Origin of the sequence: Paenibacillus sp. FSL R5-0914 (assembly GCF_038004525.1) — a bacterium.
Classification (GTDB): Bacteria; Bacillota; Bacilli; order Paenibacillales; family Paenibacillaceae; genus Paenibacillus_AQ.
Genome location: NZ_JBBORH010000001.1, coordinates 2,907,342 through 2,922,013, shown reverse-complemented (window position 1 = coordinate 2,922,013; position 14,672 = coordinate 2,907,342). Strand labels below are relative to the sequence as shown.

Annotated in this window: 16 protein-coding genes; 2 read left to right on the top strand and 14 right to left on the bottom strand. The window is 46.2% G+C overall.

The annotated features are described in order from the left end of the window. Positions 1-135 precede the first annotated feature (135 nt). From MKX60_RS12865 to MKX60_RS12830, 8 genes are all read right to left on the bottom strand, one after another. Complete coding sequence (locus MKX60_RS12865) at positions 136-960, bottom strand: purine-nucleoside phosphorylase (RefSeq protein ID WP_076284512.1); 825 nt, start codon at positions 958-960, stop codon at positions 136-138. 45 nt (positions 961-1,005) lie between these two features. Beyond that, positions 1,006-2,184 (bottom strand): phosphopentomutase, encoded by a 1,179-nt coding sequence (gene deoB, locus MKX60_RS12860; protein WP_341060026.1) that lies wholly within the window; start codon positions 2,182-2,184, stop codon positions 1,006-1,008. A 227-nt stretch (positions 2,185-2,411) separates the two neighbouring features. Continuing rightward, positions 2,412-3,305 (bottom strand): site-specific tyrosine recombinase XerD, encoded by an 894-nt coding sequence (xerD, locus tag MKX60_RS12855; protein ID WP_340971710.1) that lies wholly within the window; start codon positions 3,303-3,305, stop codon positions 2,412-2,414. Positions 3,306-3,463: 158 nt separating this feature from the next. Further along, entirely contained in the window at positions 3,464-3,697 is a 234-nt protein-coding gene (locus MKX60_RS12850; protein WP_188114651.1) for a DUF4227 family protein, read from the bottom strand. 162 nt (positions 3,698-3,859) lie between these two features. After that, entirely contained in the window at positions 3,860-4,324 is a 465-nt protein-coding gene (gene fur, locus MKX60_RS12845; protein WP_042129744.1) for a ferric iron uptake transcriptional regulator, read from the bottom strand. 89 nt (positions 4,325-4,413) lie between these two features. After that, a complete protein-coding gene (gene spoIIM, locus MKX60_RS12840; RefSeq protein WP_341060024.1) occupies positions 4,414-5,064 on the bottom strand; it encodes a stage II sporulation protein M in 651 nt (216 codons plus the stop codon). Between the two features lie 81 nt (positions 5,065-5,145). Continuing rightward, positions 5,146-6,345 (bottom strand): endonuclease Q family protein, encoded by a 1,200-nt coding sequence (locus MKX60_RS12835; RefSeq protein WP_076284508.1) that lies wholly within the window; start codon positions 6,343-6,345, stop codon positions 5,146-5,148. After that, the gene (locus MKX60_RS12830) at positions 6,336-6,908 is read right to left on the bottom strand and encodes an NUDIX hydrolase (protein WP_076299537.1); all 573 of its coding nucleotides are present in this window, start codon (positions 6,906-6,908) and stop codon (positions 6,336-6,338) included. The genes MKX60_RS12835 and MKX60_RS12830 overlap by 10 nt, the downstream gene beginning before the upstream one ends. A 77-nt stretch (positions 6,909-6,985) precedes the next feature. On the opposite strand from MKX60_RS12830, the gene MKX60_RS12825 reads away from it, so the two are divergent. Beyond that, positions 6,986-7,159 (top strand): hypothetical protein, encoded by a 174-nt coding sequence (locus tag MKX60_RS12825; protein WP_179085764.1) that lies wholly within the window; start codon positions 6,986-6,988, stop codon positions 7,157-7,159. A 219-nt stretch (positions 7,160-7,378) separates the two neighbouring features. On the opposite strand, the gene MKX60_RS12820 is transcribed toward MKX60_RS12825, so the two are convergent. After that, complete coding sequence (locus tag MKX60_RS12820; protein ID WP_341060022.1) at positions 7,379-8,506, bottom strand: tripeptidase T; 1,128 nt, start codon at positions 8,504-8,506, stop codon at positions 7,379-7,381. A 94-nt stretch (positions 8,507-8,600) separates the two neighbouring features. On the opposite strand from MKX60_RS12820, the gene prli42 reads away from it, so the two are divergent. Then, positions 8,601-8,702 (top strand): stressosome-associated protein Prli42, encoded by a 102-nt coding sequence (gene prli42 / locus MKX60_RS12815; protein WP_094872112.1) that lies wholly within the window; start codon positions 8,601-8,603, stop codon positions 8,700-8,702. A gap of 82 nt (positions 8,703-8,784) precedes the next feature. Here prli42 and lipB read toward each other — a convergent pair whose 3' ends face one another. The 5 genes from lipB to lpdA all read right to left on the bottom strand — a co-directional run bounded on the left by lipB (position 8,785) and on the right by lpdA (position 14,578). Further along, positions 8,785-9,495: a lipoyl(octanoyl) transferase LipB gene (gene lipB / locus MKX60_RS12810; protein WP_341060021.1), complete on the bottom strand. Its 711-nt coding sequence runs from the start codon at positions 9,493-9,495 to the stop codon at positions 8,785-8,787. Positions 9,496-9,552: 57 nt separating this feature from the next. Further along, positions 9,553-10,914, bottom strand: coding sequence for a dihydrolipoamide acetyltransferase family protein (locus MKX60_RS12805; protein ID WP_341060020.1), 1,362 nt, complete (start codon positions 10,912-10,914; stop codon positions 9,553-9,555). 90 nt (positions 10,915-11,004) lie between these two features. After that, positions 11,005-11,991 carry an alpha-ketoacid dehydrogenase subunit beta gene (locus MKX60_RS12800; protein ID WP_042190385.1) on the bottom strand — a complete coding sequence of 329 codons (987 nt, stop codon included), beginning with the start codon at positions 11,989-11,991 and terminating at the stop codon, positions 11,005-11,007. A gap of 3 nt (positions 11,992-11,994) precedes the next feature. Beyond that, positions 11,995-13,026, bottom strand: coding sequence for a thiamine pyrophosphate-dependent dehydrogenase E1 component subunit alpha (locus MKX60_RS12795; RefSeq protein WP_341060018.1), 1,032 nt, complete (start codon positions 13,024-13,026; stop codon positions 11,995-11,997). 130 nt (positions 13,027-13,156) lie between these two features. Next, positions 13,157-14,578 (bottom strand): dihydrolipoyl dehydrogenase, encoded by a 1,422-nt coding sequence (gene lpdA, locus MKX60_RS12790; protein WP_076284503.1) that lies wholly within the window; start codon positions 14,576-14,578, stop codon positions 13,157-13,159. Positions 14,579-14,672: the final 94 nt, after the last annotated feature.

Below are 14,672 nucleotides of genomic sequence, written 5' to 3'. Positions count from 1 at the left end.
CGGACATTTGCGCGAGCAAATCCGATATATTTTGGTTTAGTTACATTAACTACCTGTTCATGCGTCAATGGCTTAAATTTAATCACTTGTGTCATAAATATGACCTCCCAGTAATTCAAAATGCAGTGCCCGAAATTACATTTTCGGAATAAAGCCTAAGACCAGTTTCAAGAAACGTTCACGCACACGTTCTGCAGTTTCCATCACCTCTTCATGATTGAGAGGTTGATCCAGGATTCCCGCGGCCATGTTAGTAATACAGGAGATGCCCAATACCTCGATACCTGCATGACGAGCAACAATGGTCTCCGATACAGTAGACATGCCCACAGCATCGGCACCTAGCGTACGAAGCATTACGATTTCAGCAGGCGTTTCGTAGCAAGGTCCCAATAGACCTGCATATACGCCTTCTTTGAACTCGAAATTCTGCTGAGCTGCCGTTTCCTTGGCTACCTGGATCAGGCGGCGACTGTAGGCGGTCGACATATCTGGGAAGCGCACACCAAGTGCAGGATCATTAGGTCCTATTAAAGGATTCCGCCCAGTCATATTAAGATGATCCGTAAGAAGCATAAGATCACCCGGCGTGAAATCTGTGTTCACTCCACCAGCTGCATTCGTTACTAGTAAACTCGCTATACCAAGCTCTTTCATAACCCGTACAGGGAATGCCGTTACCTCTGGTCCATAACCCTCATACATATGAAAGCGGCCCTTCATCATCACGACTCGGCGGCCTTCGATCATACCAATTAATAGCTCGCCCTCATGTCCTTCTACAGTAGACACAGGAAAGTGAGGAATCTCATCATATGGAATGCTTACTCCATCAGTAATAAGGTCTGCAAGCACACCGAGGCCTGAACCAAGGATCAATCCAATTTCCGGAGCCACCGGACATTTGTCTTTTATATAAATAGCTGCTTCTTGAATTTCTTTTTGAGTTAATGCGCTCATGGATGATCCTCCTTCATTGATGTTGTGGAGCAACCCACAACCCTTTTATTGCAGTTTCGCTAAAAAGCTTGTCCCATACTGCGGCGCCTTCGCACCAAAGTTATCAGCAATGGTTGCAGCTACATCAGAGAAGGTTTCACGAATGCCCAAACTTTCTGGATGTTTAAACCGCGGGCTATAGATTAAGAGCGGTACATATTCACGGGTATGGTCAGTTCCACTATGGATCGGATCGTTACCATGGTCTGCAGAAATAATCAATAGATCATCTTCACCGAGCGTAGATAGAATTTCAGGCAGGGCCTGATCGAACACTTCCAGTGCACGGCCGTATCCTTCTGGGTCACGACGATGTCCATACAAAGAATCAAAATCCACCAAATTCGTAAACAGGAAACCGTCAAACGGTTGACGAAGCTGCTCAATAGTAACTTCGATTCCATGTTCATTGCTCTTCGTTGGATAAGAAGCCGTAACTCCTTCTCCTGTAAAGATATCGTTGATCTTACCAACTGCGATAACATCCTTACCGATATCAGTCAGCGCGTTCATTACCGTTGGTTCTGGCGGCTTCACAGCATAGTCATGCCGGTTTGGCGTCCGAACGAATTTCCCTGGTTCGCCAACATATGGACGAGCAATCACGCGACCAACCGAGAATTCTGGAGCCATCGTCAGCTCACGGGCTATTTTACAAGCGCTGTACAGCTCTTCGAGTGGAATGATATCTTCATGTGCAGCAAGCTGGAATACGCTGTCCGCAGAGGTATAGACAATCCAAGCACCGGTTTTCATTTGTTCTTCGCCGTATTCAACAAGAATCTCCGTACCGGAAGCCGGTTTATTCCCGATTACCTTACGACCAGTTGCCGCTTCGAACTTCTCAATCAATTCTGCTGGAAAACCGTCAGGATACGTATTGAAAGGAACCTCAATCTTCAGCCCCATTAGCTCCCAGTGTCCGGTCATCGTATCCTTGCCTACAGATACTTCCTGCATTTTGCCGTAGTACCCTGTTGGTGAAGCTACAGGCTCTAGCGGTGGCAGCGAAGCAATATTAGCTAACCCGAGCTTCTGGAGATTAGGAAGCTTCAAACCAGGAACACGATCCAATATATGACCAAGCGTGTGCGACCCAGCATCACCGAAATTCGCAGCATCTGGCGCTTCACCGATACCAACACTATCTAGAACAATAAAACCAATTCGTTTAAATGAGGACATAGTTGTCTTCACTCCTTTTTTAATATAGATATTCTTTCGTACCAACAAGAAGAAACGGCTGTACCGTCTTCCAGAAGACATACGCTTCCGAAGTCAGCGATACAATGTACCGCTTATCAGGTATCCGTTTCTGCTAAAAGATAACCTGCGGATCATTCCCCAGTCTATCCTTTCAGTATGATTCCATCATAACCATCTTACTCACAAAAAGCATCTTTAAAGCAGAATTATCGAGCTCTAGGATGGTGGCTCTCATATACTTCCTTCATATTCTTACGGGCTATACCGTTATAAATCTGAGTCGTCGAAATATCGGCATGACCCAGCATTTGTTGTACGGAACGCAAATCTGCTCCGCCTTCCAGTAAATGGGCTGCGAAGGAATGCCTAAGTGTATGCGGGGTAATATCCTGCTCAATGTTTGCTTCCCGTGCATATTTTTTTATGATTTTCCAAAAGCCTTGCCGGGTTAATCTTCCCCCTAGACTATTCAGGAACATGGCTGTTTCCTCCTGGTGATCACGAAGCAGCTTGTCCCGCATAAGTGAAGTGTAAGCCGCTACACTCTCAGCTGCAAGGGTTCCAATGGGAACTACCCGCTCCTTGCCAGAAGTTCCTGTACAACGCGCAAATTTCATATCCGTGTGCACATCATCCACGTTAAGTGAGATTAATTCAGAGACCTTAATGCCTGTTGCATAGAGTAATTCCAGCATAGCCTTATCGCGCATCCCTTGTGGCGTACTTACATCCGGCGCAGCCAATAACTGCTCTATTTCCGAAATGGTAAGCACCATAGGAGGTTTCTTATCAGGCTTCATGGTCTCCATGTCCAGTGTTGGATCCTGCTCAATCAAACGTTCCTTCAGTAAATAATGAAAAAAAGCACGGAGGGACACTGCGCTCCTGTTCAACGTTGCTGTTGCTCGACCAGCTCCGCGTAATGAGCCAAGATATAATATCACATGCGATCTTCGGATCTCATCAGGCTGACTAGCCCCCCGCTCTTCAGCGAACTCCAGAAACTGCGATACATCCCTACCGTAAGATTCCAGTGTATTCGGGGACAAGCCTTTATCTCCGGACAAATAATGTAAAAACGGCTGCAAGTGTGACTTCATTATTTCACGCTCCTGTCCTGGCGCAGCTACTCATAGTGACTTCCTGCAGCACATTCAGCATGAGGGTTCTGCAGATGTGTACATTTAGTATACGCTGCATGAATCCACCTTGTTTTCTTCGACATTCTTCTCGCTTGTTCCTGCTTCCTGCGAAGCTTTCATTCTCCATACCAGTAATAGAAGCGCAAACGCTGTCTTGTATCCAGACCATCATCACCACGATCGGCATGATCAAAAGCCCGAACAGCGGAGCCTTCAGGAATTCCATAATTCTCTATCGGACTGATCCATTCACCAAGCCAGCTCATAGCACTGTAGAGCAAATAGCTTAGAGCCACAAACATGATCATAAAATACAGCTTTCGAACTGTTTTGGGCACAGAAACGATCATATGGACGCCTCCCTCTAACATACAGTTAAGATCTGCTCGTCCTTCACCTTATGCACCAAAACGGACTGATATGTATATCTCCAATAGACCAATCATTTAAAAAGCTCTCTCCGGCAAAAAAACCGGGGAGAGCTTATGAAGTGAATTTCATTATAAGATGACTTAGGACGGATTTCCGTTTGAATTATTCTTATCGCTACACCGATAGCATATCCCATGAAAATCAAGTCTATGATCAAGCACTGTGAAATTAAATTCTTTCTCCAGTCGCTCTTCTAGCGGACCTAACCAATCCTCGCGAATCTCATCCATACTACCGCATTGCACACAAATTAAATGATGATGATGGTGCTTCGCAGTATCTGTTCGCAGATCATAACGGGCGACACCGTCACCGAAGTTAATCTTTTCTACGACGTGAAGCTCGCTAAGAAGTTCCAGGGTACGATATACAGTCGCAAGACCGATCTCGGGAGCTTTCTCTTTCACGAGCATAAAAACATCTTCTGCGCTAAGATGATCTTCCTCATTCTCCAGCAGCACTCTTAAGGTCGCTTCCCGTTGGGGTGTAAGCTTGTATCCTTGGGATTGTAACTGTTGCTTAATTTTGTCTATCCGAGCTTCCATTGTCTCCCTCCCCCTTGGAAAATAACCTCACCGGTCTTCAAACCACTTCTTCCATTATAGGGGGTGTCGCTTTGAGAAGTCAAACGCTTTTACTGCAAGCCCAAGGTAGTCACTGCTTGTACAAGTGAAGGCGTAACCCAGCGCATCATGATCGGCGTAACATAGGTCTCAAAACTAGAAATGCCCAGAATCAACAGTGCCATTACAAGTGACAATATGGTGTACATAGTAAAAGGTCGAGTCACTGGCGTCCGACGTTGTCCTAGCACTCGGCTACGAATCATCTGTAAGGAAAAGGCGATCGCCGCTGCACTACTTACTAACAACACAGGAATCAGTGCCAGATTGTGCGGAGCCACGGAGACTAATGCGAACAGCATTCCATGCCATGAATATTGACTTACTAGACAACCGACCGTAAAGCCGATCAATACCCCTTTAAGAAAATCAAGAATCAAGATTCCCGGCAGCCCGATGACTGATAATCCAAGGATCCAGATCAGCCCAATCCATTTCAGATTTAAGGCCGCTATACTCCAGTACGAATCAGGTGCTGCGGGTAGACCCTGCTGATCAACCGTTACAAAGAAATTTCCTAGATAATCCCCCAGCTCCTGTTGCTGATCCATCGTAAGCGCACTAACGATAAGAGCTCCAAATACAACACCTACCAGAAATAATACGCCGACAAAAATATACAGAGGCGTCTGTTCCTTCATCATCAGCCTTAAATTACGCATCGAGACGTTCCCCTTTCCGGTTACATGTTACACCATATGAGAAAACGTCCCGCGATATGACTTGTCCTTAGGACAATAACTCTACTTTCCAGGTTGTACGACTTTACCGTATGTTCCCCCACCGCCTGCTGATAATTCCAATATGCCTGAGCGGGCCCGAACGATCATAGCCGCCAAATCCACTCCTACTACGCTAGCAATTTCCGCTTCACCACAACCATGTAAAATGTTCATCTCCGTGCCAAAAGCTTGCAGTAACGCGTTCATCTTAGCCTTCCCGAGGCCTGGAATAAATTCAAGTGGAACCTGATAGTGATAAGGCGGACGGTTTGCGGGTACTAGAGGCGTCTTGCGGTCTGCGATATCTAGGATCCGGTCGAATACACCTCTCACCAATTTAAGACTGCCACAATACTGGCAGCGTTCCGATGTGACATAAGCTTCGTCAATAATACTGCCACAACCTCCGCAGTAGGTTCGGTGGTATTTACCCAGCCGGGGGTTAAGTCCGAAATTGGCAGTTACCTTCCGCCCTTCCTTACGTTCTAGTGCGAGTCGTAGTTCAGCAAAAGAAGGTCGTGCCAACGCCATTACATTATACTCGCGACCTAGTTTGCCCAGTGAATGCGCATCAGAGTTCGTTAGGAATGTGAAGTCATCCAGCTCAGAAAGATAACCCGCCATTTCCGAATCTGCACTCAGCCCTAGCTCAACTGCTGCTATGCGATCCAGATCAAAGATGTCTGCCATACGCTCCGCTGCACAGCCGTACAAGCCCTTGTGAGGCGTGAATATATGTGCAGGGATAAGAATGCCTCCCCGCCCATAAATCTCATCCTGAAGCTCCCTAGCCGGAGCATACAGGCGCTGGGAACTTAGATTCACATTCCGCATATAGCGGCTCATCCACGCACTAAAATCGGTCATGCGCTCCACGTCCGGCATGTAGGCGAGCACATGGCACTCTTTTCGCCCAGGCTCGCGGATTTCAATCTCTGTTCCCAGAATGATCGTAGTCCCTCGGTAAGCAATCCCTCCACCTTCAGCTAACGTCATCTCTCCAGATTCCAAGGAACGCTGAATATCACGTAGAACGCCTGGTGAATGACTATCAATAATACCGATCATTTCTAGTCCCTTGCGCTCTGCAGCCTCTTTGGCAATGCCCGCAAAGGTAAGCTCGCGGCTACCGCTGATTTTGACCGCTTGTCCTTCCGACGTTCGTCCAATATGAACATGCAGATCGCAATAGAAACTCTTCAATTCAGTTGTTAATTCCATTGGCCTGTCAGCGTGTATAGATGCCAAGCATACACTGCCATCATCGTCTTCGCGTCCGCGATGCGCCCGTCAGCCATATATTGATACGCTTCCTCCAGGGTAAGCTCCGAAACTTCTAGAAATTCGTCCTCGTCCAGGGACATATCCCCTGGCTTTGCATTAGTAGTCACATACAAATGAATAATCTCATCTGCGAAGCCGGGAGAAGTATAGAAGGATTTAAGCAATTTCAGATCTCCACTGTGAAATCCAGTCTCTTCTTGAAGTTCACGACCAGCCGCAACTAATGGATCTTCACCTTTATCCAGCTTCCCAGCCGGAATTTCTACTTCAGTGCGTTGCATGGGCTGACGGTATTGCTCTACAACAAGCATTTTGTTGTTGTTTAAAGCAAGCACCGCTACGGCGCCGGGATGCTTCACAACTTCACGTGTCGCAGTATTTCCATCGGGCAGTCTCACTGTGTCCACCTGTAAAGATATAATCTTCCCATCAAAAACAGGCTGCGTAGACAATGTCACTTCATCAAGCTCGGGTTTGCTGTGCAAATGTTGTTCTCCCATAAAGTTTCTGGTCTCCTTTTTCTCTATTGTGCATACGGTGTATTATAGCAAACTTAAAGGGAAAGAAGGAATTTCAGATGAACGAAATCTTCAGCCGTACAAGCTCATCCGCAGTTACAATGGTAGGTAAACCGGAGGAAATCAAGGCCATTTTAGCTAGGTGGATAGAGCGGTATGGGCCCGATATGCCTCTCTCATACATTCTCTCCCTAAAGGATCAATCCAAGATCATTCCAACCAAAGCAGGTTAAATTCACTCTCTCCTTTAGGATTTAATCATACATGTGCATCCGAATATAGAGGTGTCCCAAAAGGCGATAAATTTGCTTATAGCGTCATCTGGGTCCTTTAGCCTCAAATAACTTTTTTGGATGCCCCTAAATCTGGCTGCATTAAACTCCCCATAAAAAAATACAGAGCAGCAATCCACCGTTACGGTAGGATCGCTGCTCTGTTATTTTATAAGAAGGTTAGCCCCTCACACTCTCTTTAACAATATTTACTACAAGCTCAGCCACTTTAACGATATCTTCGGCTTTAATCCGTTCCTTAGTGGTATGGATATGCTCGTATCCTACTGCGAGATTAATGGTCGGAACATCTAAGCCATTGAATACGTTAGCGTCACTTCCTCCACCAGAGTGGAACAGACGCGGCGTAAGACCCATAGAAGTGATAGCCCGCTGTGCAAGCTGTACCACTGGATCATTTTCATTAAAGCTGAACGCTGGATAAATAATTTCACTGCGGAATTCGCATTCTGCTCCGTATTCGCGGACCGTGGTCTCCAGTGCTTCACGCATCGAAGCGATTTGATCGCCAACTTTTTCCTGCACGATACTACGTGCTTCTGCGTCCAATTGAACGTGATCGCACACCACATTCGTAGGTCCGCCGCCAGCGAATTTACCGATATTCGCAGTCGTTTCGTTGTCGATCCGACCAAGTTTCATGGCAGCAATCGCTTTGCTGGCTACTTGAATCGCACTGATGCCGTCTTCTGGATTAACACCTGCATGAGCTGATTTTCCGAAGATTTGCATCGTAATCTTAGCTTGTGTAGGTGCCGCAACTGCAATCGCACCGACTTCACCATTGGAATCGAGTGCGAAACCGAAGTCTGCATCCAAATTGCTCGGATCCATCGAACGTGCACCTAGCAATCCAGATTCTTCACCCGCAGTAATTACGAACTGAATCTGACCATGTGGCAATTTTTGCTCTTGAATCACTCTGATCGCTTCGAACAATGCAGCTAGCCCAGCTTTGTCATCTGCTCCAAGGATCGTAGTGCCGTCACTTGTAATCCATCCATCCGCGCCGAGGGTAGGCTTGATATTTTGTCCAGGAACAACTGTATCCATGTGGCAAGTGAACAGTAACTTTGGCGCAGATCCACCGTTCTCAGCCGGCCAGGTAATGAACAGATTACCCGCTCCATGTCCAGTTCTTTCCTGGGAATCATCTTCGGTAACCTCTAAGCCAAGAGCGTTAAATTTGCTCTTGAGCACATCGGCAATCTGCCGTTCATTTCTTGTTTCACTATCAACTTGGACAAGCTCCATAAATTCTTGAATCAATCTGTCTTGTGAAATCACTGGACTTCCCTCTCTTTCGTGAATACGTTACAATGGTTGTACAGAAAGACCATCTTTATGCTATTAACTTAAACTAAATCTAAAGGAGTTACTCATGCAACGTAATAAGTGGTTCAAAATCTTCATCTACGTCATGTTGTTCGCCATGATTGCCTCTACGCTCTTTATGGTTATCGAGCCTTTCCTTGCAGGATAATATCTTCACAAGGAACATTGATAATAGCGGCTAGGGACCCCCTTGCCGCTATTTGGCTTGCCTGTTAGTTCGTTAATCAACCTTAAGCCATAGTGCCAAAGAACTCATCCTTCTCTTCATAAGGAAAGTGTCTTAGGAAATATGGAACCAATTCTTTGGCAACATCTTGAAGTTCAAAATGACGACCTGCACACTCCTCTAGGGAAGTTACTCCAAATTCAGTGATACCGCATGGAATAATCCCTTGAAAGCCGTATCCAGATATTCCTTCAGAAATGTTAAAAGCAAAACCATGGCTAGTAACAAACCCTCTTCGGAATTTGCTTTTATTAAACTTAACACCAATGGCACAGATCTTCTCGTCGCCAACCCATACCCCTGTATACTCCGGCTTCCGTTCTCCTACAATTCCGTAGGATGCCAAATAATCAATAATCACTGCTTCCAGACTGCGCAAGTACCCGCGTAAATCCACCTTACCTTCTTCACCGAGCATAAGGATCGGATAACCTACAAGCTGACCCGGTCCGTGATATGTAATATCTCCTCCCCGGTCGATTTCAAACAGCGCAATTCCTTTTTCTTTGAGCTGCTCTTCATCTAGAAGAAGATGTTCGGGATGATTCTGTGAACCAATAGTATAGGTAGGTGGATGCTGCAAAAGAATCAATCGTTCCGGTTGCTCACCAGCATCAATGGCGTGCACACTTTCCTTTTGCAGATCCCAAGCCTCCCCATACTCCATAATAGGGTCATATGAAATCTGCAGCTTACGAATATCCGAATTATTCATACCGTCAGGTCCCCTTTTTCAGTCTCATGCCTGCACAGTTTGGCTCGTTATTATTTTTTAGTAAAGTTTCGTATCTGGGGTATATCCTTCAATGTTATCCTTGACGCGTTGCAAGAAACGACCGCAAATCACTCCGTCCAGAATCCGATGATCCAGCGACAGACAAATATTAGCCATTGATCTTACACCTATCATATCGTTAATGACCACAGGTCTTTTTACAATCGATTCAAACGTTAAAATCGCTGCCTGTGGATAGTTAATGATTGGATAAGAAAGAATGGAGCCAAATGAGCCGGTATTATTTACAGTGAATGTCCCTCCCTGCAAATCTTCCAGACTCAGTTTGCCTTCGCGGGTTTTTTGTGCCAATTCATCAATCTCACGTGCCAGCCCGGCAACGTTTTTCTGATCAGCCTTCTTAATTACAGGAGTGATAACCGAATCTTCAGTACCTACCGCTAACGAGATATTGATATCACGTTTGACAATAATTTTGTCTACAGCCCAGACAGAGTTCATAATCGGGTAATCCTTAATCGCACTCACAACAGCCTTCATCATGAAAGCCAGATAGGTTAGATTGATACCTTCTTTACGCTTGAACTCATCCTTATGTTTATTGCGCAGTGCGACCAGATTAGTCACATCTACCTCAATCATTGTCCAAGCATGCGGAATCTCCGAGACACTTTGGCGCATTCTTGTAGCGATGGTATTCCGGATTGGTGTTACATCAATCAGGTATTCCGAACTGCTGCCTCGTCCACCCTCGACTTCAATTGTTGGAATACGAGGAGATTCGCTCAAATGTAGACCCGAATGGCGAAGAGGCTCTTCCGCCTTCTTCTCTTGGGCTTGAACGAACTGTGGAGCAGGCGGTTGTGACACCATTGGGGTTGGTTGACTAGCAGAAATCGAAGCTGGAGATGTAGCTCCGCCACTTTCGATGAAGGCCAGCACATCCTTACGGGTAATTCGGCCACCCATACCAGTACCCATAACTAAAGTCAGGTCGATGTTATGCTCAGCCGCCAAAGTCTGTACCGCAGGAGAGTAGCGTGCACGCATCGTATCGTTAGCAGTTGAAGTCGCATTTTGTTCTGCAACATTATTAGCTGCAACTGTATTAGTGTTAGTCACGTTTACAGCAGCAGGTGCAGTCACAGGCACGGCAATACGACAAATGACTTCACCGACATTGACAACCTGACCTTCTTCCGCCAATAGTTCACCCATAACTCCATCTATCGTTGAAGGCAATTCAGCATTTACCTTATCTGTAATAAGCTCACATATTGGTTCGTATTGCTCTACCGGATCGCCCGGTTTCTTCAGCCATTTGCCGATCGTCGCCGATACTAGCGATTCCGCCAGCTGCGGCATGATCACGTCAGTCAACTTTTGGTTGTCAGACATCTTTTCACTCCTCAAATGTTTTACGAAGTAAAACTCACTTCGTAAGCATAATCTTTAAGTTTTACGAAGCTTCGCGTCCACTCAACTATTTTAATATTGCGCCAGTCGAAGCATTTCCGCCTTCACTTTTTCTTTGCTAAGCATGAAGAACTTCTCCATTGGCGGGCTGATTGGCATCGCTGGAACATCGGGACCACAAAGACGGAAGATCGGCGCGTCTAGTTCAAATAGACAATGCTCAGCGATAATCGCCGCCACTTCGCCACCAATACCGCCCGTTTTATTGTCCTCGTGCACAATAAGAACCTTCCCTGTCTCACGAGCAGCAGCTATGATCGCCTCACGATCAAGAGGCTGCAAGGTCCGCAGATCCAGAATATGCGCTGTAATGCCTTCTTCGCGCTCCAATTCTTCTGCTGCTTGCATCGCAAAATGCAATGGCAAACTATAACCAATAACCGTAATATCTGTTCCCTTACGCAGCAGATTAGCTTCGCCAATTGGAACGGTGTAATCACCTTCTGGCACTTCTTCCTTGATCAGCTTATAGCACTTTTTGTTCTCGAAGAATAAAACCGGATCAGGATCACGTACGGCTGCCTTCAAAAGTCCTTTTGCATCGTAAGCAGAGTAAGGTGCGACAATCTTCAATCCTGGTGTACCGAAGAAAATCGATTCCGGACACTGAGAATGGTACAGACCGCCGAATACACCGCCGCCGATAGGCGCACGTATGACAACCGGGCAATTCCAATCGTTATTTGAACGATAGCGGATTTTGGCCGCTTCGCTAATGATTTGATTCGTTGCTGGAAGCATGAAGTCAGAGTACTGCATTTCAGCAATCGGCTTCATACCATACATAGCTGCACCAATCGCCACACCAGCTATAGCTGATTCCGCTAACGGTGTATCTAGTACACGTTCTTCTCCGAACTGTTCTTGCAGGCCTTTTGTTGTGGTAAATACGCCACCTTTGAGCCCCACGTCCTCACCAAGCACGAACACGGATTCATCGCGTTCCATTTCTTCCTTCATCGCGAGCCGAATGGCATCGATATATTCCATTATAGCCATGATTTATGCTCCTCCTTTCAGGTCGGAATCACTGTAAACATGCAGCAGTGTATCTTCCGGTTTCGGGAACGGAGCGTTGTCAGCATATTCGATTGCTGCTTTAAGCTCAAGATTGCATTCGGCAATAAGATCTTGTTCTTGCTCGTCACTCCAAAGTCCCAGATCGATCAGGTAATTACGGAATCCTGCTACGCCGTCCTTCTTCCAATTCTCATCAACCTCTTCTTTGGTCCGATAAGCCAAATCATTGTCCGAGGTGGAGTGTGGAGATAAACGGTACATCATGGCTTCGATTAACGTAGGACCTTCACCCGCAAGTGCTCTTTCCCGAGCTTCCTTAACGACACGATATACTTCCAGTGGATCATTGCCGTCTACACGCACACCTGGAAACCCATAACCCAGAGCACGATCGCTGACCTTACCGCCAAGCTGTTTGTGAGCAGGAATAGAGATCGCGTACTGATTATTCTGACACATGATAATAACCGGCAGCTTATTCACTCCGGCAAAGTTACAAGCTTCATGAAAATCGCCTTGGTTGCTAGAGCCTTCCCCGAAGGTTACAAATGAGACGAATTTTTTCTTTTGCATTTTGGCTGCCAAAGCAAAACCAACCGCATGAGGGACCTGCGTGGTTACAGGACTTGAGCCTGTCACAATACGCAGACGCTTACTACCAAAGTGACCTGGCATTTGCCGCCCACCACTGTTTGGATCTTCTGCCTTTGCGAACACAGACAGCATCAATTCACGAGTAGTCATACCCACGGAGAGTACGAAAGCATAATCACGGTAATAAGGTAAAAAATAATCATTCTGCCGGTCCAGCGCAAATGCTGCTGCTACCTGACCCGCCTCCTGGCCAATGCCGGAGACATGAAAGTTAATCTTGCCAGCGCGCTGAAGCAGCAGACTGCGCTCGTCGTATTTACGTGCGAGCAGCATATATCTGTACATATCGATGACCTGGCCGTCACTTAGTCCAAGCTGCTTATGTCTGTTAATCGTTTCTACAGTATCTTGGGATTCCATAAAGAGATACCTCCTTATTCATAAAGCCTGAGTCTTACAGGATTTAAGACCAATTGTATCCTGATCTTAAAACCTGGTACTAAGACTTGGTTTGAGTTTATTATAATCCCTTTTTACCCAAAAAGAAAAGCTAAATCCCGATAGATCTTCCATCTACAGCTAACATTGCTTCTCCAACGATCTCCGAAAGTGTAGGGTGAGCATGAATAGCCTCGCCAACCTCCCAAGGTGTTGCATCCAGCAGTTGAGCCAATGCAGCTTCCCCGATTAGATCGGTAACATGCGGACCTATCATCTGCACACCGAGAATATCTCCACTGCTTCGGTCCGCCACAACTTTAACAAACCCGTCCTTCTGACCGTACACAATCGCCTTGCCAATGGCCGAGAAGGGGAATTTACCAGTTACTACATCATGTCCCAATGCTTTAGCTTCCTTCTCAGTGTGACCCACACTCGCAACTTCAGGACGTGTGTAGACACAACGCGGTACAAGATGTGTATGATAAGGGTGAAGTTTCTCACCAGCGAGATGGTTGACCGCCATAATGCCTTCATGGCTGGCTGCATGAGCTAGTTGTAGTCCACCAATACAGTCACCAATCGCATAAATATGTGGCTCAGCCGTCTGCATACTAGCATTTACAGCAATAATTCCTTTATCAAAGCGAATATCAGTATTTTCCAGACCAATATTCTCTACATTCGCTACTCTACCTACGGATACAAGTAGCTTTTCTGCGGATAGACTTTGAGTTTGCTCTCCCTTACGGGCATCAATCGAAATTCCATCGTCCGTTACCTTGCAGGTTGCAGCATCCACTGTAGCTTCAGTCAGTATTTTAACCCCACGTTTTTTAAGTAAACGTTGCAGCTCTTTAGCTACCTCTTCATCCTCTTGTGGCAGTAACTGACCAGCAGCTTCAACTACCGTTACCTGCACTCCGAAATCAACCAGCATAGAGGCCCATTCCACCCCAATTACTCCGCCTCCAACAATAATGATGGAAGAGGGTAACTCGTCGAGGGTGAGCGCTTCATCACTGCTAAGAATAACTTTCCCGTCTGGTTCCAGACCAGGTAATACACGCGGACGAGATCCTGTAGCAATAATAAGATGGTTAGAGACCACTGTTTCCATTTCACCGTCTTCTAGTTCCACAGCAACAGCACCACTACGCGGGGAAAAAATAGAGGGACCCGTTACGCGCCCCTTGCCTTTAATAACTTGTATTTTATTTTTGCGCATCAAATATTGTACGCCCTGATGAAGTTGTTCAACTACCGCTTCCTTGCGCTTTTGTACTTTTGGGAATACAAGCTGTACACCGCTTGTCTCAATGCCATAGCTCTCGCTCTCATTGATTTCAGCATATACCTCTGCGCTTCTGAGCAGCGATTTGCTAGGAATGCAGCCACGGTGCAGGCAGGTTCCTCCCAGTTTGTCCATTTCGATGACGACGACGGACTTTCCAAGCTGTGCAGCGCGAATGGCTGCCACATATCCCCCGGTTCCTCCGCCAAGTATGGCCACGTCACATGAAATTGTCATGATATGTATCCTCCAGTCATTACACGTAAGTTCATTTTACATTGTATATTGTACTCTCTTTTTAGAGTATTACAAAACTTATAAACGTCATATC